The 21,417-nt window shown below is 75.1% G+C and carries 21 protein-coding genes; 11 read left to right on the forward strand and 10 right to left on the reverse strand.

Annotation, left to right across the window (positions count from 1 at the left end):
• Positions 1-60: 60 nt before the first annotated feature.
• The 3 genes from FSW04_RS08355 to FSW04_RS08365 all read left to right on the forward strand — a co-directional run bounded on the left by FSW04_RS08355 (position 61) and on the right by FSW04_RS08365 (position 3,819).
• Complete coding sequence (locus tag FSW04_RS08355; protein WP_228431017.1) at positions 61-1,299, forward strand: ABC transporter permease; 1,239 nt, start codon at positions 61-63, stop codon at positions 1,297-1,299.
• 91 nt (positions 1,300-1,390) lie between these two features.
• Entirely contained in the window at positions 1,391-3,337 is a 1,947-nt protein-coding gene (locus FSW04_RS08360) for a beta-propeller domain-containing protein (RefSeq protein ID WP_187369345.1), read from the forward strand.
• A gap of 80 nt (positions 3,338-3,417) precedes the next feature.
• Positions 3,418-3,819, forward strand: coding sequence for an ATP-binding protein (locus FSW04_RS08365; RefSeq protein ID WP_187369346.1), 402 nt, complete (start codon positions 3,418-3,420; stop codon positions 3,817-3,819).
• On the opposite strand, the gene FSW04_RS08370 is transcribed toward FSW04_RS08365, so the two are convergent.
• Complete coding sequence (locus FSW04_RS08370; protein WP_228431019.1) at positions 3,785-4,717, reverse strand: EamA family transporter; 933 nt, start codon at positions 4,715-4,717, stop codon at positions 3,785-3,787. The two genes, FSW04_RS08365 and FSW04_RS08370, sit on opposite strands and share 35 nt — an antisense overlap.
• Before the next feature lie 71 nt (positions 4,718-4,788).
• Here FSW04_RS08370 and FSW04_RS08375 point away from each other — a divergent pair, with 71 nt between their 5' ends.
• Entirely contained in the window at positions 4,789-5,226 is a 438-nt protein-coding gene (locus FSW04_RS08375) for an Lrp/AsnC family transcriptional regulator (RefSeq protein WP_228431020.1), read from the forward strand.
• Positions 5,227-5,233: 7 nt separating this feature from the next.
• Here FSW04_RS08375 and FSW04_RS08380 read toward each other — a convergent pair whose 3' ends face one another.
• Both FSW04_RS08380 and FSW04_RS08385 read right to left on the reverse strand, forming a co-directional pair.
• Complete coding sequence (locus tag FSW04_RS08380) at positions 5,234-6,262, reverse strand: AbrB family transcriptional regulator (RefSeq protein ID WP_187369347.1); 1,029 nt, start codon at positions 6,260-6,262, stop codon at positions 5,234-5,236.
• A 47-nt stretch (positions 6,263-6,309) separates the two neighbouring features.
• Positions 6,310-7,518 carry an SAM-dependent methyltransferase gene (locus tag FSW04_RS08385; protein WP_146918218.1) on the reverse strand — a complete coding sequence of 403 codons (1,209 nt, stop codon included), beginning with the start codon at positions 7,516-7,518 and terminating at the stop codon, positions 6,310-6,312.
• 37 nt (positions 7,519-7,555) lie between these two features.
• On the opposite strand from FSW04_RS08385, the gene FSW04_RS08390 reads away from it, so the two are divergent.
• Positions 7,556-8,113 carry an acyl-CoA desaturase gene (locus FSW04_RS08390; RefSeq protein WP_146918220.1) on the forward strand — a complete coding sequence of 186 codons (558 nt, stop codon included), beginning with the start codon at positions 7,556-7,558 and terminating at the stop codon, positions 8,111-8,113.
• Positions 8,110-8,550, forward strand: a complete 441-nt coding sequence (locus FSW04_RS08395; RefSeq protein ID WP_146918222.1) for a fatty acid desaturase — start codon at positions 8,110-8,112, stop codon at positions 8,548-8,550. The genes FSW04_RS08390 and FSW04_RS08395 overlap by 4 nt, the downstream gene beginning before the upstream one ends.
• A 163-nt stretch (positions 8,551-8,713) precedes the next feature.
• Here the strand turns inward: FSW04_RS08395 and FSW04_RS08400 are convergent, their stop codons facing one another.
• Together FSW04_RS08400 and FSW04_RS25780 are read right to left on the reverse strand one after the other, a co-directional pair.
• Positions 8,714-10,876 (reverse strand): DEAD/DEAH box helicase, encoded by a 2,163-nt coding sequence (locus tag FSW04_RS08400; protein WP_187369348.1) that lies wholly within the window; start codon positions 10,874-10,876, stop codon positions 8,714-8,716.
• A 26-nt stretch (positions 10,877-10,902) separates the two neighbouring features.
• Positions 10,903-11,355 (reverse strand): hypothetical protein, encoded by a 453-nt coding sequence (locus FSW04_RS25780; RefSeq protein ID WP_187369349.1) that lies wholly within the window; start codon positions 11,353-11,355, stop codon positions 10,903-10,905.
• A gap of 60 nt (positions 11,356-11,415) precedes the next feature.
• Between FSW04_RS25780 and FSW04_RS08405 the strand changes: the two genes are divergently transcribed.
• Positions 11,416-12,183: a MerR family transcriptional regulator gene (locus FSW04_RS08405; protein ID WP_187369350.1), complete on the forward strand. Its 768-nt coding sequence runs from the start codon at positions 11,416-11,418 to the stop codon at positions 12,181-12,183.
• Positions 12,184-12,204: 21 nt separating this feature from the next.
• Here FSW04_RS08405 and FSW04_RS08410 read toward each other — a convergent pair whose 3' ends face one another.
• From FSW04_RS08410 to FSW04_RS08425, 4 genes are all read right to left on the reverse strand, one after another.
• Entirely contained in the window at positions 12,205-13,116 is a 912-nt protein-coding gene (locus FSW04_RS08410; protein ID WP_146918228.1) for an alpha/beta fold hydrolase, read from the reverse strand.
• 142 nt (positions 13,117-13,258) lie between these two features.
• Positions 13,259-13,876, reverse strand: a complete 618-nt coding sequence (locus FSW04_RS08415) for an MBL fold metallo-hydrolase (protein ID WP_146918230.1) — start codon at positions 13,874-13,876, stop codon at positions 13,259-13,261.
• A gap of 9 nt (positions 13,877-13,885) precedes the next feature.
• Positions 13,886-14,668 carry a DUF3891 family protein gene (locus FSW04_RS08420; protein ID WP_146918232.1) on the reverse strand — a complete coding sequence of 261 codons (783 nt, stop codon included), beginning with the start codon at positions 14,666-14,668 and terminating at the stop codon, positions 13,886-13,888.
• Positions 14,669-14,681: 13 nt separating this feature from the next.
• Entirely contained in the window at positions 14,682-15,254 is a 573-nt protein-coding gene (locus tag FSW04_RS08425) for a hypothetical protein (RefSeq protein ID WP_146918234.1), read from the reverse strand.
• A 102-nt stretch (positions 15,255-15,356) separates the two neighbouring features.
• On the opposite strand from FSW04_RS08425, the gene FSW04_RS08430 reads away from it, so the two are divergent.
• The 4 genes from FSW04_RS08430 (at position 15,357) to FSW04_RS26945 (ending at position 20,200) form a co-directional block, all read left to right on the forward strand.
• Entirely contained in the window at positions 15,357-15,557 is a 201-nt protein-coding gene (locus tag FSW04_RS08430) for a hypothetical protein (RefSeq protein ID WP_146918237.1), read from the forward strand.
• Between the two features lie 66 nt (positions 15,558-15,623).
• On the forward strand, positions 15,624-16,400 hold the full coding sequence (locus tag FSW04_RS08435; RefSeq protein WP_146918239.1) for a FadR/GntR family transcriptional regulator: 777 nt from the start codon (positions 15,624-15,626) through the stop codon (positions 16,398-16,400).
• Between the two features lie 147 nt (positions 16,401-16,547).
• Positions 16,548-19,622, forward strand: coding sequence for an indolepyruvate ferredoxin oxidoreductase family protein (locus FSW04_RS08440; protein ID WP_228431024.1), 3,075 nt, complete (start codon positions 16,548-16,550; stop codon positions 19,620-19,622).
• Positions 19,562-20,200 (forward strand): DUF6537 domain-containing protein, encoded by a 639-nt coding sequence (locus tag FSW04_RS26945; protein ID WP_228431026.1) that lies wholly within the window; start codon positions 19,562-19,564, stop codon positions 20,198-20,200. Before FSW04_RS08440 ends, FSW04_RS26945 begins: the two co-directional genes overlap by 61 nt.
• Here FSW04_RS26945 and FSW04_RS08445 read toward each other — a convergent pair.
• Positions 20,175-21,401 (reverse strand): MGH1-like glycoside hydrolase domain-containing protein, encoded by a 1,227-nt coding sequence (locus tag FSW04_RS08445; protein ID WP_146918241.1) that lies wholly within the window; start codon positions 21,399-21,401, stop codon positions 20,175-20,177. The two genes, FSW04_RS26945 and FSW04_RS08445, sit on opposite strands and share 26 nt — an antisense overlap.
• Positions 21,402-21,417 lie beyond the last annotated feature (16 nt).

The raw sequence follows: 21,417 nt of genomic DNA on the forward strand, positions 1-21,417 counted from the left end.
TCTACAACCGGCTGCGCCGGCGGCGCACCGGTCCGGCCGCCGAGGCCGAGGGGCTGCCGCATGAGCGGGCTGTCGACGGTCGCCGACCGCCTGCGCTCGCCGCGCGACGAGGGGCCCGGGGGCTCCGCGGCGCCGCCCGAGCGCTGGTACGGCCACGCGGGCATCGCGCTCGGGCTGATCGCGTTCGTCCTGACGCTGCCGCCGTTCGAGGTGCGCACCGCGCTGCCCTCGCTGATCATCGGGATCGTGGCCGCCGGGCTCGGCGTCGTCGCGATCCGCGGCGGGGCGCGCCGGCCGGGCTGGGGCGCGATCGCCGCCGCGATCGCCGGCGTCGCCGGCGCCTACGGGGCGTCGCGCTCGGGGACCTCGCACCTCGAGGTCGTCGTGAGCTGGGGCGCCCTGACCGCGGCGATGCTGCGCTACGCCACGCCGCTGACGTTCGCCGCGCTCGGCGGCCTGGTCAGCGAGCGCTCCGGGGTCGTGAACATCGCCCTGGAGGGCATGATGCTCATGGGCGCCTTCTTCGCCGCGTGGGGCGCCGACCGCACCGACTCGTGGGTGCTCGGCCTGCTCATCGGCGTGCTGGCGGGCATGGCGCTGGCCGCCGTGCACGCCGTGTGGGCGATCACGCTGCGCTCGGACCAGATCGTCTCGGGCACCGCGCTGAACTTCGTGGCCCTGGGCGTGACGGGCTACATGTACGTCAACTCCTACGGCCAGGACGGCACGCCCGACAACCTGCCCGCCGTGCCCGAGATCCACCTGCCCACCGACTCGCTGGGCTTCATCGGCGACGCGATCAGCGACCTCAACCTGCTCGTGTGGGGCGCCCTGGTCGCCGTCGTGGTGATCTGGGTCGTCGTGTTCCGCACTGCCCTGGGCCTGCGCCTGCGGTCGGTGGGGGAGAACCCGCGGGCGGCGGAGACCGTCGGCGTCAAGGTGCTCTCCACGCGCTACGCCGCGGTCATCACGTCCGGCGGCCTGGCCGCGCTGGGCGGCGCGTTCCTGTCGATCGGCTTCGTGCACTCCTTCACGCAGAACATGACCGCGGGCCGCGGCTTCATCGCGCTGGCGGCGCTGATCTTCGGCCGCTGGCGGCCGGGCGGGCTGCTCGCCGCGACGCTGCTCTTCGGGTTCTCCAGCGCCCTGGCACAGCGGCTGCCCGAGTTCTCACCCCAGCTGGCGACGCTCTTCCAGGCGCTGCCCTACGTGTTGACGCTCATCGCGGTCGCCGGCGTGGTCGGCCGCTCGACGCCGCCGGCCGCCGACGGCGTGCCGTACAAGCGCGAGAGCGCGTAGGCCGACCTGCCCTCCGGGCCGGCATCGGCCTGTGACGCATCCGTCCGTCGCGCGTATGACCGGTGTGCTCACCACCGGTACGCTCGCGCCCATGAGGCGCGCAAGCATCCTCGCCCTGTCGGCCGTCGCGGGGCTCGCCGCCGCGCCCGCCGCCCAGGCCGCCACCCGCGCCCCGCGCCTGACGACGTTCTCCTCATGCCGCGCGCTGCTCTCCTACGCGCGCGTCAACGCGGCCCGCGCCGGCGGCGTCGGGTCTCCGGTCCTGGCCGTGCAGGGCGCGCCGACCGGGCTGGCCTCGCCGGTGACCAAGACGACCGGGACCGCCGAGGACCAGCCCGCCCCGGCGCCCACCGCCTCGGCGCCCGCCGCGGGCTCCACCACGCCGGCGTTCTCGAGCACGAACGTGCAGGAGGCCGGCATCGACGAGCCCGACATCGTCAAGACCGACGGCCGCCGCATCGTCAGCGTCGCCGACGGCGTGCTGCGGGTCGTCGACGTCAGCGGCGACGCGCCGCGCCTGACCGGGACGCTCAAGCTCGACGGCAGCGCGGGCCAGCAGATCCTGCTGCGCGGCGACCGGGTGCTCGTGATCTCCAGCGTGGCGACCGCGATCCCCGTCGAGGGGCCGGTCCCCGTCGCCGGCCCGGCGCCCGTCGCCGTCGCGGCCCGCACGGCGCTGCTGCCCTACGGCAGCCCCACCACGCTGCTGACCGAGGTCGACATCACCGACCCGGCCACCCCCACGGTCGCCCGGACGATGACGCTGCCCGGCGGCTTCGTCGACGCGCGGATGACGGGCGGCACCGTCCGCGTCGTCGTGAGCAGCACCCCGGCGCCGCGGGCCGTGCCGCTGGCCAGGGCCTCGCTGCGCACGTTCGTGCCGGCCACGACCATCCGCAGCCGCATCTCCGGCCGCACGTTCCGGCGCGGGGTCGTGCCGTGCGGCGCGGTGCGCCACCCGGCGAGCTTCTCCGGACTGGGGCTGCTGACCGTGCTGACGGTCGACCTCGACCGCGGGCTCTACGACGTCGACCGCGACGCGATCATGGCCGGCGCCGAGACCGTCTACGGGTCGGCCGACAGCCTCTACGTGGCCAGCCGGCGCTACGTGCCCGGCCTGCAGGACACCGGCGACGTGCCCCGGGGCCTGCGGACCGAGATCGACCGCTTCGACGCGTCGCAGCCGGGGGTGACGCGCTACGCCGGATCGGGCACCGTCCCCGGCTTCGTCGTCGGGCAGTACGCGCTGTCCGAGCAGGACGGCCGCCTGCGCGTGGCCTCGACCGACGAGCCGGCCTGGCTGCCCGAGACGGCCCAGGCCGACCCCGCGCAGAGCTACGTGACGGTCCTGGCGCCGCGGCCGGGCGGCGGCCTGGCGCAGGTCGGCCAGGTCGGCGGCCTGGGCCGCGGGCAGCGCATCTACGCCGTCCGCTTCGTGGGCAGCACGGGCTATGTCGTCACGTTCCGCCAGATCGACCCGCTGTACACGCTCGACCTCTCCGACCCGGCGGCCCCGAAGGTCGTCGGCGAGCTGGAGCTCTCGGGCTACTCGGCCTACCTGCACCCGCTCGGCGACGGGCTGCTGCTGGGCGTGGGCCAAGAGGCCTCGGCGGCGGGGCGCCCCGAGGGCACCCAGATCTCGCTGTTCGACGTGTCCGACCCCGCCCACCCCCGGCGCCTGCAGCACGCCGTCTACGGCAGCGGCAGCTCGGACGCCGAGTTCGACCCCCACGCCTTCCTGTGGTGGGCCGCGACGGGGCTGGCGGTCATCCCGCTCCAGCTTCCCCCGAGCATCGACCCCGCCACCGGGAGGTTCACGGGCAACGACGCCTTCACCGGCGCTGTCGGCCTGCACGTCGCCCGCGACGGGATCGCCGAGGTGGGCCGCGTCGTCCACGGCACGGGCGCCGGCGTCGCCCCCGTCGGGCGCTCGCTCGTCGTCGGCGACCGGCTCTACACGCTGTCGTCGCTCGGCCTGCAGGCGGCCCGGCTCGACACGCTGGCGCCGACCGCGTTCGTCGCCTTCGACCAGGGCTGACCATCCTCGGCCGGTCCGCGGGCGGAGATCGATCCGGCATCGGGTGCATGGACGCGGCGCGTCCGGGCACCCCCCAGGACATGGCTCAGCCCGACGGAAGCTGGACGGTGGCGGCGACGCCCGACCAGGTCGCCGTCCTGCGCAGCGAGGTGACGGAGTTCGCCGAGCAGGCGGGTCTCGACGCGCGCCGCCTCGGCGATGTGCGCCTCGCGATCTCCGAGGCGGCCACCAACGCTGTGCTCCACGCCTACCGCGACCGCGATCCCGGGCAGATCCGCGTCCACGCGTGCACGGAGGGCCACACCCTGACCATCGTGGTCGAGGACGACGGGTTCGGCCCGCTCCCGCGCCCCGACAGCCCGGGCCTCGGGCTCGGCCTGCCGACGATCGCGTCCGTGGCCGACGCCGTCGAGCTGTCGGCCGGCGGCTCGGCGGGCGCGCGCCTGCTCATGCGCTTCTCGTCCGCGCACGCGATGCACTGAGCCCCGCCGCGGCGGCGGGGGGCGGCTCGGAAGCACGGTGCAGCGCGACGCCGCCGACGACGAGCGCGATGCCCGCGAGCTCCCGGACCGACGGGATCTGCGTGAGCACGACCGCGCCGACGACGGTGGCGATCGCCGGCAGCAGCGAGACCATCAGGCTGTAGGTCGCGCGCGGCAGCAGCGCCAGCGCGCGCTGGTCGCAGACGTAGGGGATGACCGACGAGCTGAGCCCGACGCCGGCGCCGGCCGCCAGCGCCACCGGGTCGCCCAGCGCCGGCAGCGCCGAGGTGCCCGCCGGGATCGTCACCGCGACCGCGGCGACGAGCATCGCGGCGCCCAGCGCGTCGACCCCGTCGAGCCCGGGGCGCTTCGCGGCGCGGTCGGCGAGCACGATGTAGGCGGCGAAGAGCGCCGCGTTGGCGGCGGCGAACGCGAGGCCGGCGGCGCCGCCCGCCACGTGGACGCCCGTGAGGAGGTAGATCCCGGGCACGGCGAGCGCCAGCGCCAGCGCGTTGCGCGGCGTCCGCGCGCCGAGGCAGGCCAGCGCCACGACGGGCAGGAACTCGACGGCGGCCACGGTGCCCAGCGCGAGCCGGTCGATGGCCTCGTAGAAGCAGCAGTTCATCGCCGCCAGCACGACGCCCCACGCGAGCAGGAGCCGGCGCCCCGCCGCGTCGATCCGGGCGGCCACGCGCCACGGGCGCCGCCAGGCCGCAAGCGCGACCGCGGCGACGGCGATCCGCAGCCAGGCCACGCCGAGGACGTCGACGCGCGCGAAGAGCAGCACCGCGAACGCGGGGCCCAGGTAGTGGAACAGCGCGCTCACGGCGAACCAGGCGTGGGGCGGGACGCGGCGCATGCCCGGGGAAGGGTCGCGGAACGCGCCCCGGCCCACCATGGGCATCCGAAGGTAGGATCGGCAACATGCCTGAACTTCGATGGTCAGAGACCGATGAGGCCGTCGTTTCGTTGGACGGGACGGACATCGGCCTGCTGCGCGAGCTGCAGGCCGATGCACGTGTCAGCCTCGCCGAGCTCGGCCGCCGCGTCGGTCTGTCCTCGCCGGCCGTGGCCGAGCGCGTGCGGCGGCTGACCGACGGCGGGGTCATCCGCGGCTTCCACGCCGACATCGACCCGCGCGCGCTGGGGCTGACGCTCGGCGTCGTCATCCGCGTCCGCCCGGCGCCGCGCCAGCTGCACCGCGTCGCCGACCTGGCGCAGGCCACGCCGGAGGTCGTCGAGTGCCATCGCATCACCGGCGAGGACTGCTTCATCCTGCGCGCCCACGTCACCGGCGTCGAGCACCTGGAGGAGGTCATCGACCGCTTCGCGCCGTTCGGGCAGACCACGACGTCGGTCATGCAGAGCTCCCCGGTGCCCCTGCGCGGCGTGCACCTCGGCGCGTGAGCGGAGCTCAGGGCGTGGTGGCGACGGCGGGCTCGCCGCGGCCGAGCAGCAGCCGCACGGCGACCGGCGCCAGCAGCACCATGACCACCACGCGCAGGCCCTGCACCGCGATGACGAACGTCGAGTTGGCCCCCGAGCCGAACGCGACGGCCAGCACGGCGTAGATGCCGCCCGGCGTCGTGGCCAGGTAGGCGTTGAGCAGCGAGACCGACGTGAGCTGGTCGAGCGCGACGGCCAGCCCCGCGCAGGCGGCCATGAGCCCCAGCACGCTGGCCAGGACGGGCAGCAGCAGGCGCCCGGTCTGGCGCACGGTGTCCAGGGTGAAGCCGAGGCCGACCTGCAGGCCGATGATCGCGAACGCCGCGTCCTGCACGAGCCCGGGCACGGTGTACCAGCCCTTCGGCGCCGACAGGCTGACGGCGGCGGCCAGGACCATCGGGCCGATGAGCACCCCGGCCGGGACGCGGGCGACCCGCATGACCAGCCCGCCCGCCAGCGCCAGGCCGGCCGTCACGTACCAGTCGCGCGCGGTGCCGATGAGCGCCGTGCCCGCCGCCACCCCGCCGGCGTGGTGGCCGGGGAACGCCAGCGCGACCAGCACGGGGGTCAGCAGCACCACGACCAGCACGCGGAGGTACTGCATGAACGCCACGAGCCGGTCGTCGCCGCCGAGGTCGCGCGCCATCGTCACGATCCCCGACGCCCCGCCGGCGATCATCCCCAGCGCCGCCGTCGGCCGGTCCAGCTCGGTCGCGCGGGCCAGCACGACGCCGGCCAGGAGGCTGACGCCGAGCGTCGCGGCGCTGACGCCCGCCACCGGGGCCCACTCGCGTCCCAGCGCCGACAGCGACGACGCCTGGACGTAGGCGCCCAGCGCCACGCCGGCCAGGGCCTGGCCCACCGTGAACGCCGGGTCGCCGATCGCCAGGCGGCCCGGGCGGACCAGCGCGAAGCCCAGGCCGGCCAGCAGCGCGCCGAAGAGGTACGGGGAGGGCAGGCCGGCGGCGTCGAAGGCCACGCCGACGCCGGCGGTCACCCCGCCGAGCGCCGCCCACACGCCCCACCCGGATGTCGAGCGTGCGCTCAGGGCTTGCGCGCGACCACCTGGAAGATCGACAGGAATCCGGTCTCGAAGCCGCGCCGCGCGGTGCGCAGGTACAGCCGGAAGACGCGGACGCGCTCCTCACCGCCCAGCTCGATCGCCCGCTGGAGGTTGCTGTCGAAGTTGTCGGACCAGTGGCTGAGCGTCTCCGCGTAGTCGTCGCGGAAGCCCTCGGCGTGCGTGACCTCCAGACCCGCCCGCTCGAGGGCGAACGTGATCCGGCTCAGGTGCAGCGGCGCGGCGTCGGGGAAGACGTAGCGCTCGGAGAACGGGCCGGCCTCGGGGTCGGTGTGGCGCAGCCGGGCGATGCCGTGGTTGAGCAGGCGTCCGCCGGGACGCATGAGCGACGCGATGCGCGCGGCGTAGGCGTCGATGTTCACGCTGCCGACGTGCTCGACCATGCCGATCGACGAGATCGCGTCGAAGGGCTCGGCGTCCAGCTCGCGCCAGTCCATGACGCGGATGTCGACCTTGTCGGCCACGCCGGCCTCCCGCGCCCGCTGGCGGGCGAGCTGGGCCTGGGGCTCGGACAGCGTGATCCCGGTGACGTGCACGCCGTGCTCCACGGCGGCGTGCAGCGCGAACGCGCCCCATCCGCAGCCCACGTCCAGGACGCGCTCGCCGGGCTGGAGCCCGAGCTTGGTGCAGACGAGCTCGCGCTTGGTGAACTGGGCCTCCTCGAGCGTCTTGGCGCCACGGGAGAAGATCGCGCACGAGTACGTCATGGACTCGTCCAGGAACAGGCTGAAGTACTCGTTGGAGACGTCGTAGTGGTGGCGCACGGCCCGGCGGTCGCGCAGCGGGCTGTGGCGCCGGCCGCGCGGGCGCAGCTCGGCCTGCGGGGGCCGGGGCGGGCGGATGATGCCGGTGGAGCGCAGCGCGGCGCCGGCCAGGCGGGCCTTGGCCCGCCCGTGGAGGGCGGGCGGGCGCCACGTGTCGAGCATCACGAGCGCGGCGTCGAGATCATCGACGTCCAGCTCCCCGGAGACGTAGGCGCGACCGATCCCGAGCTGGCCGGGGGCCATGATGGCGTGCGCCAGCGCCTTCGGCGAGCGGACGGTGAGGGTCGGTCCGGCGGTGCCGTTGGTGGGCGGCAGCGTGGTGCCGTCCCAGAAGTCGATCGAGAAGGGACGGTCGGGTAGAGCGCGCTGCAGCTCCTCGCGGAGCGCGGTCGGTGACGAGAGGGTCATAGGGCGCAACTTAGCCGGACCCGTCTAGACTCGCCGGATGCCCGACGTGGATGAGCAGGTCGCGGTCCTCGCCGCGCCGACACCCGACGCCGGCCTCGAGCCCCCCGCGGGCCCCGGATTCGTGCAGCCCGTGCAGCGGGAATGGCTGGATCGCCTGGCGACCGGCACCGTCACCGTGGCGCCGATCCTGGCCCTCGCCTACGCCGCCTACCACTCCTGGCAGGGGCTGCTGCGCTGGAGCGACGTCATCGTCTTCGCCGCCGCCTACGTCCTCACGGGGCTGGGGGTGACGGTCGGCTTCCACCGCCTGTTCACCCACCGCAGCTTCAAGACCTCCAAGCCGGTGCGCGCGGCGCTGGGCATCCTCGGCTCGGCGGCCATCGAGGGCCCGGTCACCGCGTGGGTGGCCGACCATCGCAAACACCATGACTTCTCCGACCAGCTCGGCGACCCGCACAGCCCGCACGTCGGCCACGGCCACGGGTTCCGCGCCGAGATGGCCGGCCTGTTCCACGCGCACGTCGGCTGGCTGTTCATCCACACCCATCGCGGGGCCAAGGAGCGCTACGCCCGCGACCTGCGCGCCGACCCATGATGATGATGATCGACCGCCTCTTCCTCGTGTGGGCGATCGGCGGGCTGGCCGCGTGCTTCCTGGCCGGCTGGGCGATCGGCGGCAGCATCAACTCGGGGTGGACGGGTCTGCTGTGGGGCGGCGGCGTGCGGATGCTCGTCGTCCACCACATCACCTACTCCATCAACTCGATCTGCCACTTCATGGGCCGCCGCGGCTTCGAGACGCCCGACGAGTCGCGCAACGTCTGGTGGCTGGCGCCGTTCACGTTCGGCGAGTCGTGGCACAACAACCACCATGCCTTCCCGACGTCGGCGCGCCATGGGCTGCGCCGCTGGCAGTTCGACCCCTCGGCGCTCGTGATCCGCGGCCTCGAGAAGGCCGGCCTCGTGTGGGACGTCGTCCGCGTGTCGCCCGAGCGGATGGCCGAGAAGTCCGCCGCCGCCGCGGCGGCGTAGGGCGCCACGGGGCGCGGGCGCCGGGGGTCCGGGCCGGCGTCCGCGGTGCCCGATGGCGCGTTGGTGTGGTCATGCCCCCACCGATGCGCCATCCGTCGGGCCCGGGCTGTCACCCCTTCGCCGCCTCCGGGCCGCGCCGGCGTTCGCGCGGCGCGACGGGGAGCTACGCCACCGGCCGCAGGTGCCGGTAGGGCTCCTCGTCGCGCAGCACCCGGATCACGCCCTCGACGACGCTCTCGCCGTCGATGCGCCTGCCGTCGGTGACCGCGGCGACGATCCCGCGCTTGCGCTCCAGCAGCTCGGCCATCGTCTCGTCGATCGTGTCGGCGGCCAGGAGGTACCAGGCGGTGACCGCGTCGTGCTGGCCGATGCGGTGGCAGCGGTCCTCGGCCTGGTCGTGCAGCGCGGGGGTCCACTCGAGCTCGAGGAACACGACGTTGGACGCGCGCGTCAGCGTGATGCCCTGGGAGGCGACGCGGGTCGCGCCGATGATGAGCTGCGGCCCGTCGGGCTGCTGGAAGGCCTGCACGGAGGCCTCACGCGCCTCGATCGTGTCGCGCCCGAACAGGTGCAGCGCGTCGGGGAAGCGCTCCAGCACGGCCTCCTGGACCTCGCGGTGGCGGCAGAACACGACGAGTGGCTCGCCCGACTCCAGGAAGTCGTGGATCCACGCCAGCGCCGAGCTGAGCTTGCCGCGGGCCGCCAGGCGCTGCAGCGCCCCGAGCTGGGCCAGGCGCTCGGCGCGCAGCGTCGCGGCGATCTTCGCGTCCAGCTCGGAGAGCTCGAGCGGCTGGGAGCGCAGCCACTCGACGACATCGCGCTCGGCGACACGGTACTCGCGGTCGTTGTCCAGGGCCACGGGCACGACGACCTGGCGCTTGGCCGGCAGCTGGGGGAGGACCTCGCTCTTGAGCCGGCGCACGAAGCAGCGCCGGCGCAGGTGCCAGTGCAGCCGCTCCTCGGTCAGGACGCCCTGGAACTGGCGCGAGAAGCGCGCGCCCGAGCCGAACTCCTCCAGCCGGCCGATGATCCGCAGCTGGCTGATGAGCTCCTCGGCGTGGTTGAGCACCGGCGTGCCGGTGAGCGCCATGCGCAGGCCGCCGCGTCCGACGGCCTCGGCCAGGCGGCGCACCGCCTGCGTGCGCTTGGCGCGCGGGTTCTTGCAGTAGTGCGACTCGTCGACGACGATCGCGCCCGGCCGCAGCCGTGCGAGCGTGTCGCGGTGCTTGGCCACGACCTCGTAGTTGAGGATCGTGATGTCGCCCGTGCGCGGCACGGCCAGGCCGCCCTCGACGACCTCGACGCTGCGGTGCGGCAGCCAGCGGCGCGTCTCGCGCAGCCAGTTGAGCTTGAGCGAGGCGGGGCAGACCACGATGGCCGGGTAGGCGTCGTCGGCCTCCAGCGCCGCGAGCGCCTGGACGGTCTTGCCCAGGCCCTGCTCGTCGGAGAGGAACACGCGCCGGGCGTCCAGGACGTAGCGCACCCCCGCCCACTGGAACGGCTGCAGCTCGCCGCCGAGGCGCTCGGCGATGCCCGGGATCGGCTCGGCGCCCGTCGACCGCGAGCGCCGGATCGCGGCGGCGGCCTCGGCGGCCTCCTCGCGCAGCTCCTCCAGCGCGACGGCGGCCGGGGCGTCCACCTCCACGGCGTGCAGCACCAGGAACTCATCGAGGTGCGTGACGACCCACGGGTCCAGGGGCAGCGAGCGGCCGCCGTCGGCGGTCCCGGGCAACCGCTCGAACGCGTCGCCGACCTCGGGGTCCCAGAGCGTCTCGAGCAGGAACGACTCGCCCTCGACGGAGTGGTGCAGCGTCAGCCGCGCCGGCGGCGCCTCGCCGCCGTGCACGAGCGCCAGCACGCAGCGGTGCGCCGCGCCGTCCAGCCGCGCGCCCCGCGCCTCGCCCAGCACCTCGGCGCCGGCCCGGGTCAGGGGCACCAGAAGGTCGCCGTCGCGCTGCACCGACCCCTCCAGCAGGACCTCGGGCACCTGGCCCGCCCGGGTGTCGAGCACCCACCAGCCGCGCCCGTCGAAGCGGGTGGTGCGCACGCGGCCGACCCAGCGCTCGCCCACGCCCTTGAGCCAGATGTCGACCTGGGCGCTGGTCGTCAGCTTGGGGAAGCGGCGGATGACCTCGGCGACGTGGACGGCCGCCCAGTCGTCGACGGGCGCCCACCACTCGCGGCGATCCCAGTCGAAGCGCCGCGACGGGATCTGGCGCACGACGGCCACGATGTGCGGGTCGTACGGGAAGCCGAGGACGACGATCGGTCCGCCGTCGGGGCCACGGCGCAGCTCGATGTTGGGGGACTCGGGAGCGAGCTGCACCTTCTCCAGGCTACCTCGCGGGGTGCTCAGCCGGGCAGCGAGGAGCCCGCGAACGCGAAGAACCAGATCCCGAACAGGACGAGCGCGATGCCGACGCTCGTGAGCATCACCCCGTCGAGCACGCCGCGGTCGTCGTGGACGCCGCGGCGCTCCCCGCGCATGCTCTTCATCCACGCGGCCTGCGCCCGGCGGTCGCGCAGCCGCCCGGTCACCCGCATGTGCAGGCGGTTCAGCGCGCCGAGGCCCTTCCCGATGGCGACCATCGACACGACCGTCCCGGCGAGGACGAGCAGGTAGGGGCCGATGCTCGGCTGGGTCGAGCTCGTCATGTGCGAGCCGAGCCACAGCCAGGCCACGGGGACCACGAGCCACATGACGACGGAGCCGACGGCCATCGCGGCGACGAGCAGGACGCCGGCGGGATGGCGGCGCACCGGGGCCGGCGGCGCCTGGGGGTCGTCGTGGGCGTGGGTGCTCATCGGGACGGAGCCTCGATGCTACACCGATCGATGTCACATCTGGCGCGCTACGCTCGCCGCGTGTCCGAAGCGACCGAGGCGCCCGAAGGCGAGGCCGACGGCCAGGAGCTCACGATCGACGAGCTCGCGCGGCGCACCGGGATGACCGTGCGCAACATCCGCGCCCATCAGTCGCGCGGCCTGCTGCCGCCGCCGACCGTCCGCGGCCGCACGGGCTGGTACGGCGCCGAGCACGTCGCGCGCATCGAGCTCATCCGCGAGATGCAGGGCCAGGGCTTCAACCTCGAGGCGATTCGGCGGCTCGTCGAGGCCGCGCCGGGCTCCAGCGAGGAGCCCCTGCGCTTCCTGCGCGCCGTCGCCGAGCCCTACGTCACCGAGGCCCCGGAGCTGCTGACCGCGGAGGACCTCGCCACGCGCTGGGGCACCCGCGATGCCGCGCTGCTGGCCAAGGCGGTCAAGCTCGGCCTGCTGCGCCCGCTGGGCGACGGCAGCTTCGAGGACGTCACCCCGCGCCTCACGGCCGCCGGCCGCGAGCTGGCCGAGCTCGGCGTGCCCGCCGACGTCGCCCTCGAGCTCGCCGCGCGCATCCGCAAGCACGCCGACGGCGTCGCCCGGGGCTACGTGCGCCTGTTCGTCGACCAGGTCTGGAAGCCGTTCGAGGAGGCCGGGGCCCCGGAGGAGCGCTGGCCCGAGGTGCGCGACGCGCTCGAGCGCCTGCGCCCGCTGGCGGCCGAGTCGCTGCTGTCCATCTTCGGCGTCGCGATGGCCGACGCCAGCGAGGCCGCGTTCGGCCGCGAGATCGAGCGGCTGCGCAAGCGCCGCCGGTGAGCGCCCGCCCCGGGGCGGGCTCTACGCCGCCGCGCGCCGGGCGGGGGCGCCCGCGTCGGCCGCGCGTGCGTGGTCCTCGATGGCTCGGAGGATCTGCGGCCACGCGCCGGACGGCAGGTCGTGCCCCATGCCCGGGATCGTCAGCAGCCGGGCGCCGGGGATCGCCCGGGCCGTGGCGCGGCCGCCGGACGGCGCGACGAGCCGGTCGGCCTCGCCGTGGATGACGAGCGTCGGCGCGGTGATCGCCCGCAGCTCGCGACGCCGGTCGCCCGAGGCGATGATCGCGCCGAGCTGGCGGGCGGTGCAGCGGGGGTCGAACGCGCGGTCATAGCCGCGCCCGACCATGGCGCGCAGTTCGTCCTCGTCGCGGTCGAAGCCCGGCGACCCGATCCGCGCCCACATGCGCAGCGCGTGCTCGACGTAGGCCTCGCGGTCGCGGGGCGCGCGGCCCAGGACCACGGGGTACGAGCGCAGCGCGGGTTGCCCGGTCAGCAGCGCGCCCGTGCTGGACATGATCGACGTCAGCGAGCGCACCCGCTGCGGGTGGCGGGCCGCGAGGGTCTGGGCGATCATCCCGCCCATGGAGGCGCCGACCACGTGGGCGTCCTGGAGGCCCAGGGACGAGAGCAGGCCCGCGGTGTCGAGGGCCATGTCGGCCAGCCGGTAGGGGGCGTCGGGGATGCGCCGGCGCACGAGCTGGCGCAGCCTCGGCACGGGCGCGCCGTCGAGGTGCGTCGAGCGGCCGGCGTCGCGGTTGTCGAACCGGGTGACCTGGAAGCCGCGGTCGGCGAGCGCGGCGCAGAAGCGGTCGTCCCAGCCGATCATCTGCATGCCCAGCCCCATGATGAGCAGGACGGGCGGCGCGGACGGGTCGCCGAAGGTCTCGTGGCAGAGGGTGATGCCGCGGCCCACCTCGGCGAAGCGCTCGTCCATGATCCGAGCGTAGCGTCGCGTGACGCTCAGGCCGCCCTCGTCGCGCCGGTCGGCGCCGCGGGCCGGCCGCCGCACGCGCCGTCGCCGGGAGTTGTACGCGCTCCGTCCGTGTCCGGGACACGGACTGACGGATCGCGGAGGGTCAGCCCCGGCCGTCCTGCGCGTCCAGGAACGCCCGCAGCAGCGCCCGGCCGTCGCGGGTCACCGGGGCGCCGTGGGCGAACAACAGCGCGTCGAAGTCGGCCTCCAGCAGGGTGCGCAGCCGCCGTGCGAGCGCGGTCCGCACGCCGGCGGGGTCCTCGCCCATGAGGCTGTCGGGCACGTAGCTCAGCCGGCCGTCGGCGTCGCGGATCACCGCGTCGGCGAACAGGAGCGCCCCAGGGCCGGCGGCCAGGCGGAAGGCGGTGTCCTCGGGGGTGAGGGCTCCGACCTCCAGCGCGATGACCCCGGGCGCGACGGCGTCGCCGAACTCGAACGGCTGGACGGAGGGGCCATGGGAGAACTCGTGCAGGCCCGAGCGCTGGGCGCGGATCGGGCAGCCGAACGCCTCGGCGAACGCCTCGGCGTGACGCAGGTGGTGGCGGTTGGAGAGCAGGACCACCTCGGGGCGCCCGTGGCGGGCGACCTCCTCGATGCCCTCCTCGGGCACGCGCGGGTCGAACAGCGCGCCGCCCTCCACGAAGAAGTGCGAGTGCACGGGCTGGCCGATCCCCTCGTGGAAGGTCGTCCAGTGCAGCACGCCCGGGAGCACCTCGTCCATGGGGGTGCACTACCCGCTGGGCGCGTCCGGCGACCCCTCCGCGGGGCGCAGCGTGATGCGCACGGCGACGTGCGCCGCGCCGGCCAGCGCCGCCTGCAGCGCGGCGTCGTCGGCGAACGTCCCGGTCAACCGCCGTCCCTCGGCCTGCACGGTGAGCTCCGGCGGGCCCAGCGGCCAGGGGTCCAGGACGACGTGGTCGCCGCGGTCGTGCACCGCGATGTCGGTCCGGGCGTCGCCGCGGATGGGCACGCCGCCGACCGTATGGGCGCCCACGCGCCGGCACAGGACGAGCGACAGCTCGTCCCAGACGGCCACGAGCGCCTGGTTGCGGCGCAGCTGCGCGGGATCGGCGCCGACCTCGGCGGCCAGCCCGGCCTGCAGCGCCCGCTGGCCGTCGAGGTACGCCTGGATCGCGGCCGCCACGTCCGGGTCCGGCGTGTCGGGCAGGACGCGCTCGTACAGCCCGGTGCCGTGCAGCGAGACCAGCAGCGCGGCGTAGCGGCTCTGGGTGAGCATGCGCCGCGGGGCCTCGGTCCACAGCGCGAGGTGGGTGCGGCGGTCCATCTCGAAGAACTGCCGCGGCAGCCCCGTGCCGGGATGGCGCTGGGGCTCGAGGTCCCACAGCGTCATCCCCACGTCGTGCTGCTCGGCCCCGAGGCAGACCTCCTCGAACGGCTCGGGCGCGGCGAAGCGCGCGTTGCCCCACGCCCGGGCGAGCTGCCCGGAGATCCACGCGTGCGACGCCTGGCCCATGGCCAGGACGCTGCCCTCGCCGTCGGGGCGCAGCAGCATCGGGCGCGGCGGGTCAGCGCTCGGGGCGGTCCTCGTCGTCGGCGGAGTCGCTCACGCGCTCCTCGTCGGCCTCGCCGGCGCGGCCCGTGACCTCGTCGGCCTCGACCTCGGGCGTGAACGCGTCGGAGATCGGGTCGGCGCGGCCGTCGCCGTGCGTCGCGTTCTCGATCAGCGCCTCCTCGGAGGCCTCGAAGCCCTCGGACTCGCCGCCGCCGGCCTCGTAGACGGCCTCCATCGCGGGGTGGCCGTGCGCGTCGTCGACGCCGGGCCCGCCGATCGCGCCGGCCTCGGCCGCCGCGGCCGCGGTCTCGCGGTCGACGAGCTCGTCGATCGAGGTCGTGCCGCGGCCGGCCAGCACCTCGGAGTCGGGGGTGGCGGGCTCGGCGGCCGCGGCGGCGGTGCTCGCGGTCTCCGGCGGCGCGGGCGGGGTCACGGGCGGGGCGGGGGCGGCCGGGGGCGCAGGCGCCGGGGCGGCGTCGGTCGGGGAGGGGATCGCGGGACGGTCGGCACGGCGGCGGCGCAGGACGGCGAGGCCGGCGGCGGCCAGTCCGCCGAGGGCCATGAGGCGCTTCGGGATGCGGGGCATGTCGAATCCGTACCCGATCGCGACCCGATGCGAAAGGGCCGGTCCGCTCGGTGCGCCACGCGGCCGGCGTCGGAGCGTGCCGCCGGGTGTAGCGTGGGGCCCATGAGCGAGCACTACGGAGCCGACCGCGTCGGCGGCGGCGAGGCGTCCTTGGGCGACGCCCAGTCCTCCAACCCGCCCGACGACCCGGACATGCTCTTCGACGACGCCGAGGAGCTCGACACGGACACGGACTGGGAGGGCGACGGGCCCGAGCCGCCGGAGGAGCGCGACAACGAGGACCCGGCGCCCGCCGCGCCGTAGCCCACAGGTGTCCCCTCCTGGTCTGCTCGGCTGACCAGGATCGCGCGCGCGTTGTATGTTGCCCGCGTGTTCTCCCCTGTCCAGACCCGCCGCACGTTCGAGGAGGCGGCGGAGCAGATCGCGGACAAGGTCCGGATCGGGGAGCTGCGCGTCGGGGACAAGCTGCCGGGCGAGCGCGCGCTCGCCGCGCAGATGCAGATCAGCCGCCCGACGCTGCGCGAGGCGGTCAAGGTGCTCGTCGACGCCGGGCTGCTCGAGGTCCGCCGCGGGCCCGGCGGCGGCATGTTCGTGGCGACCGACGTCGTGGGCGTCGAGCTCGTGCGCCAGCGCTCGAGCCTGCGCCTCGGCGAGGTCGCCGGCGTGCTCGAGGCGCGGCGGATGCTCGAGCCGCGCGTGGCCCAGCTCGCCGCGGTGCGCGCCACCGACGAGGACTTCGCCACGCTGCAGCGCTCGATCGACGGCATGCACGCGCTCGTCGACGCGGGCCGCGCGCTCAAGGAGGAGGACCGCTTCCTCCAGCACGACGTGCAGTTCCACCTGGCGCTGGCCCGGGCCTCGGGCAACGCGACGGTGGAGTCGCTCATGCGCGTCCTGTTCCGCCAGCTGGAGATCGCCCGCGACATGGCGATGCACCTGCCGCTCGTCCCCGAGTGGACGATCGACATCCACGAGCGCACGCTGGCGGCGGTGCGCTCCGGCGACCTCATGGAGGTCGAGGCGGTCATGGACGAGCACGTCGGTCAGCTCGAGCGCACGTGGGAGGAGGAGACCGCCCGGGCGCTCGTGCGCCCGCTGCCGGACTTCCTGCTGCCCGCCGCATCGCGCACCAAGCCCGCGACCTGAGCCTCCGGGCCTCCGCGCCGCGGCCCGGGCGCCCCGTCGCCCGGCGCGGCGTCGAGCTGACCACATGGTCAGGTCACCCTCCGTCCATGGTAAGGTCGCCTGACCCATTCGGGTCGGAGACTTGGCCACCGAGGAGAGGGAGCCTGCGTGTCGGGCGCGACGGACGGAATCGAGACCACCACGCGGCGCGCGGACGCGACGGCGCCGCAGGCGCCTGCCGCGCGCTCGACGGCGCCGGTCAAGCTGCACCGCCCCGACGTCCGGATCGACGACAAGTACCGGCTGGAGCAGGGCACCGTGTTCCTCTCGGGCACCCAGGCCCTCGTGCGCGTCATGCTCGACCAGGTCCGCGCGGACCGCCACCGCGGGCTGCGGACCGCCACGTTCGTCTCGGGCTACCAGGGCTCGCCGCTCGGCGGCCTGGACAAGGAGATCCTCGGGCTCGGCGACCTCGCGGCCGAGCACGCGCTGCACTTCACGCCCGGCCTCAACGAGGAGCTCGCCGCGACCGCCGTCTACGGCTCGCAGCTGGCCCAGGGCCTCGGAGCCGCGCACCGCGCCCGCTTCGACGGCGTCACGGGCGTCTGGTATGGCAAGAACCCCGGCCTGGACCGGGCCAGCGACGCGCTGCGCCACGCGAACTTCGCAGGCACCGACCCCCACGGCGGTGCGCTCGCGCTCGTGGGCGACGACCCGTCGTGCAAGTCCTCCACGCTGCCCAGCGCCGCGGAGGCCACGCTGGCCGCCCTGCACATGCCGACGTTCTTCCCGGGCACGCTGCAGGAGGTCCTCGACCTCGGCCTCCACGCCATCGCCTGCTCGCGCGCGTCGGGCCTGTGGAGCGCGCTGAAGGTCGTCACGAACATCGCCGACGCCGCCGGCACCGTGCAGGTGTGGCCGCAGCGCGTGGGGCCGGTGATCCCCGAGGTGCAGTGGCAGGGCGCGCCCTACCGCCACACGCCGAACGGCAACCTGCTGGCACCGGTGTCGATGGACCTCGAGCGCAGCCTCTTCGGCGTCCGGCTGGAGATCGCCCGGCGCTACGCGGCGCTCAACCAGCTCAACCCGGTCGCCGTGCCCACGCGCGACGCCTGGCTGGGCATCGTCGCCGCGGGCAAGGTCTACTACGAGCTCGTCCAGGCCCTCAGGGAGCTCGGCCTGGACCAGCGCGCGCTGGACCGCGCGGGCATCCGCCTCATGAAGGTGGGGATGCTCTACCCGCACGACCGCGAGGCCTTCCGCGCCTTCGCCCGCGGGCTGGACGAGGTGCTCGTCGTCGAGGAGAAGCTGCCGTTCCTGGAGACGGCGCTGCGCGACGCGCTCTACGGCGGTCCCGACCAGCCGCGCATCACGGGCAAGGCCGACGACGCCGGCGCCGCCCTGCTCTCGCCCGAGTCCGACCTGGACGCCGACGCGATCGCGCTGGCGCTGGCCCGCCGCCTGCAGGGCCGGGTGACCGACGAGGGCGTCGCCGCCCGCGTCGCGGTCATCGAGGCCCGCCACGGCGCCACGGCGCGCTCGGCGCCCACGCTGGCGCGCACCCCGTCCTTCTGCTCGGGCTGCCCGCACAACACCTCCACGCCGAACCCGGAGGGCACCCTGCTGGGCGCCGGCATCGGCTGCCACACGATGGTGCTGCTCTCCCCGGAGGGCAAGGGCACGATCACCGGCATCACGCAGATGGGCGGCGAGGGCGCGCAGTTCGCCGGCCTGCAGCCCTTCGTCGAGGCCGACCACTTCGTGCAGAACGTCGGCGACGGAACGTTCCACCACTCGGCGTCGCTGGCGATCCGCTTCGCCGCCGCGGCCGGGGTCAACGTCACGTACAAGCTGCTCTACAACGACACGGTCGCGATGACCGGCGGCCAGGACGTCATCGGCCAGCTCAAGATCCCCGAGCTCACACGCTGGCTGGCGCTGGAGGGCGTCAGGCAGATCATCGTCACCACCGAGGACCCCTCGGACTACCGCGGCGTCGCGCTGGACCCCATCGCCAGCGTGCGCCATCGCGACGAGCTGCCCGCCGCCCAGGCCGAGCTGGCCCGGATGCCCGGCGTGACCGTGCTCCTGCACGACCAGCACTGCGCGGCCGAGCTGCGCCGCCTGCGCAAGCGCGGCAAGGCGCCCGACCCCGTGCAGCGCATTCACATCAACGAACGCGTGTGCGAGGGCTGCGGCGACTGCGGCTCGAAGTCCAACTGCATGTCCGTGCTGCCCGTCGTCACGGAGTTCGGCCGCAAGACCCAGATCCACCAGTCCTCGTGCAACAAGGACTACAGCTGCGTCAAGGGCGACTGCCCATCGTTCCTCACGGTGATCCCGAAGGCCGGCGGCCGGGACGCGAAGCCCGTGGCGGCCGGCCTGCCGCCCGTCGACCTGCCCGAGCCCGCGCTGCGCGTGCGGCGCGACGACTTCCTCATGCGGATGCCGGGCATCGGCGGCACCGGCGTCGTGACGGTCTCCCAGATCGTCCAGATGGCCGCGATGCTCGACGGGCGCCACAGCTACGGCCTCGACCAGACCGGCCTGAGCCAGAAGGGCGGCCCGGTCGTCTCCGACGTCCGCATCGCCCGCGAGCGCATCGAGGGCTCCAACAAGGCCTCGGCCGGCGAGGCCGACCTGCTGCTCGGCTTCGACGTCCTCGGCGCGGCCAACCCGCGCAACCTGCTCGTCGCCGATCCCGCGCGGACCGTGGCGGTCGTCAACACCCACGCCGTGCCGACCTCGGCCATGGTCACCGACACCGAGGTCCGCTTCCCGGCCCTGGAGCGCAACCGCGCGGCCATCGACGCCGCCACCCGCGCCGGCGAGAACGTCTACGTCGACGCCGAGGCGCTCTCGGAGGCGCTGTTCGGCGACCACATGCCGGCCAACACGGTGCTCATCGGCGCGGCCTACCAGGCCGGCTGCCTGCCCCTGACCGCCGACGCCCTCGAGCACGCCATCCGGCTCAACGGCGCGGCCGTGGAGAAGAACCTCGCGGCCTTCGCCTGGGGCCGGGCCGCCGTGGCCGCCCCGAGGTCGTCCGCGACGTCCTGGCGGCCGCGTCGCGCGCGGACCGCGTCGGGACGGCCGCTGCGGGGGCGCTGTCCGGCGAGGCCGCCGAGATCGTCGCCGCGACCGGCGCGCAGGGCGAGCTGCTGCGGCTGCTGGAGATCCGCGTGCCGGAGCTCATCGCCTACCAGGATGCCGCCCTGGCGCGACGCTACGCCGACGACGTGATGGCCGTGGCCGCGCAGGAGGCCCGGCGCGGCGCGCCGGGCGAGACCGCCGTGGCCGAGGCCTACGCGCGCAACCTGTACAAGCTGCTCGCCTACAAGGACGAGTACGAGGTCGCGCGGCTGCACCTCGACGGGGTCGAGGCGGCGCGGCGCGACGCGACCTTCGGCGAGGGCGCCAAGGTGTACGTGATGCTCCATCCGCCGCTGCTGCGCGCGCTGGGCCTGAGGCGCAAGCTCAAGTTCGGTCGCTGGGCGTTCCCGGCGCTGCGCGGCCTGGCCGCGATGCGCCGGCTGCGCGGGACGCGCATGGACGTCTTCGGGCTGCCGCGGGTGCGGCGCGTCGAGCGCGCACTGCCGGGCGAGTACCGCGCGCTGGTCGAGCGCTCGCTGGAGCGCCTGACCCCGGCCACGCACGCGACGGTCGCGCGCATCGCCGACCTGCCCGACGTCGTCCGCGGCTACGAGGACATCAAGCTGGCCAACGTGGAGACCTTCCACAGGCGGGCGGCCGCGCTCGAGCAGGAGCTCGCCGACGGCGCGCGCAGCGGCGGGTTCAGCCTGCCGATGGCCCAGGGCTAGGCGCAGCCTCCGATCCGGCCGCGGGCGGCGCGGCCGGATCGACCAGCTCCCACAGCAGCGTCGACCAGCCGAACTCGCGGGCGCCCATGCCCGCACCGGTGCGGGCCTCGTAGTACTCGCGGAAACCCTCGCGCGCGACGACGGCGGTCAGTCGGTCGGCGAGCCGCGCCGCCTCGTCGTGCAGGCCCAGGCGCCGCAGGCCGAGCGCGACGAACCAGGCGCTGTTGACCCACGAGGGGCCGCGCCAGTGGCGGTGGCGGCCCCACCACGTCTCACGCGAGGAGTGGGCCGGGTCGCCCAGCGCGACGGCCGGCAGCGGCACGCCGTCGTCGAAGCGCGGCGAGCGCAGCACCTCGTCGACGAGTCGCTGGGCGATGGCGTCGGGCAGGTCGGGCAGCGCCAGCGGGGCGAGCGTGTCCCAGGTGAGCGGCCGCGCCGCGGGCGCCGTCGGCGCGACCGCGTTGACCACGGCGTCGGCGAACCGGCCGCGCACGGGGTCGTAGAGCCGCTCGATGATCGCCGGGGTCGGCGACGGGCGCCCGAGGGCCTGCTCGCTGAGCGCCCAGCCCACGTTGGTGAGGACCTCGCAGACCACCGGGTGGCCCGCGGCGCGCACGCGGCGCGCGTCGAAGCCGAGCCGGCGGTTGCGCGCGATGAGCAGCGGGAACAGGGGCCGGCCCTGGGCCAGCCGTCCCCACACGTGGTCGAACTTCGGGGAGGCGTCCATCCCGGACTCGTCGGGCTGCAGGAGCCACAGCAGCCCGTCGTCCTCCAGCGCGCGGTGCTCGCGCAGCCAGGCGTGGTGGGTCGCGATCCGCGGCTCGGCACGCGGGTCGCCGACCGCCCACGCCCACGCCCAGGCCAGGACCGGCGGCTGGATCGTGCTCGTCATGAGGTCGGCGCGCGAGGCGATGTTGTAGCGGATGGCCCGCTGGCGGTCGAGCGGGTGTCCCCACAGCACGGTGTGGCCGATGAAGCCGTCGGGATCCATCGCGGCCAGCAGCGTCTCGAGCTCCATCCGGGCCTTGGCCGGGTCGTAGCGGCGGCGCACGATGGCGTGGAAGCACGAGTCCCAATACCACTGCCAGGGATAGCTGCGCGGGCTCGGGACCGAGAACGCGTAGCGGCGGCCGCGGTAGTCGCCCTCGCGCCAGTTGCCCTCCAGGAGGTCGCGCGCGGCGCCGGGGACGTCGAAGCTCACGGCGGGGATCATCGCG

The sequence above is a fragment of the Baekduia soli genome (genome assembly GCF_007970665.1).
GTDB lineage: Bacteria > Actinomycetota > Thermoleophilia > Solirubrobacterales > Solirubrobacteraceae > Baekduia > Baekduia soli.

Coding starts and splice junctions, on each gene's coding strand:
- FSW04_RS08365 (WP_187369346.1), top strand. CDS start 3,418: ATGGCTCAGCCCGACGGAAGCTGGACGGTGGCGGCGACGCCCGACCAG.
- FSW04_RS08425 (WP_146918234.1), bottom strand. CDS start 15,254: ATGCCCCGCATCCCGAAGCGCCTCATGGCCCTCGGCGGACTGGCCGCC.
- FSW04_RS08420 (WP_146918232.1), bottom strand. CDS start 14,668: ATGCTGCTGCGCCCCGACGGCGAGGGCAGCGTCCTGGCCATGGGCCAG.
- FSW04_RS08370 (WP_228431019.1), bottom strand. CDS start 4,717: ATGGTGGGCCGGGGCGCGTTCCGCGACCCTTCCCCGGGCATGCGCCGC.
- FSW04_RS25780 (WP_187369349.1), bottom strand. CDS start 11,355: ATGAGCACCCACGCCCACGACGACCCCCAGGCGCCGCCGGCCCCGGTG.
- FSW04_RS08360 (WP_187369345.1), top strand. CDS start 1,391: ATGAGGCGCGCAAGCATCCTCGCCCTGTCGGCCGTCGCGGGGCTCGCC.
- FSW04_RS08415 (WP_146918230.1), bottom strand. CDS start 13,876: ATGGACGAGGTGCTCCCGGGCGTGCTGCACTGGACGACCTTCCACGAG.
- FSW04_RS08430 (WP_146918237.1), top strand. CDS start 15,357: ATGAGCGAGCACTACGGAGCCGACCGCGTCGGCGGCGGCGAGGCGTCC.
- FSW04_RS08390 (WP_146918220.1), top strand. CDS start 7,556: ATGCCCGACGTGGATGAGCAGGTCGCGGTCCTCGCCGCGCCGACACCC.
- FSW04_RS08355 (WP_228431017.1), top strand. CDS start 61: ATGAGCGGGCTGTCGACGGTCGCCGACCGCCTGCGCTCGCCGCGCGAC.
- FSW04_RS08385 (WP_146918218.1), bottom strand. CDS start 7,518: ATGACCCTCTCGTCACCGACCGCGCTCCGCGAGGAGCTGCAGCGCGCT.
- FSW04_RS08395 (WP_146918222.1), top strand. CDS start 8,110: ATGATGATGATGATCGACCGCCTCTTCCTCGTGTGGGCGATCGGCGGG.
- FSW04_RS08410 (WP_146918228.1), bottom strand. CDS start 13,116: ATGGACGAGCGCTTCGCCGAGGTGGGCCGCGGCATCACCCTCTGCCAC.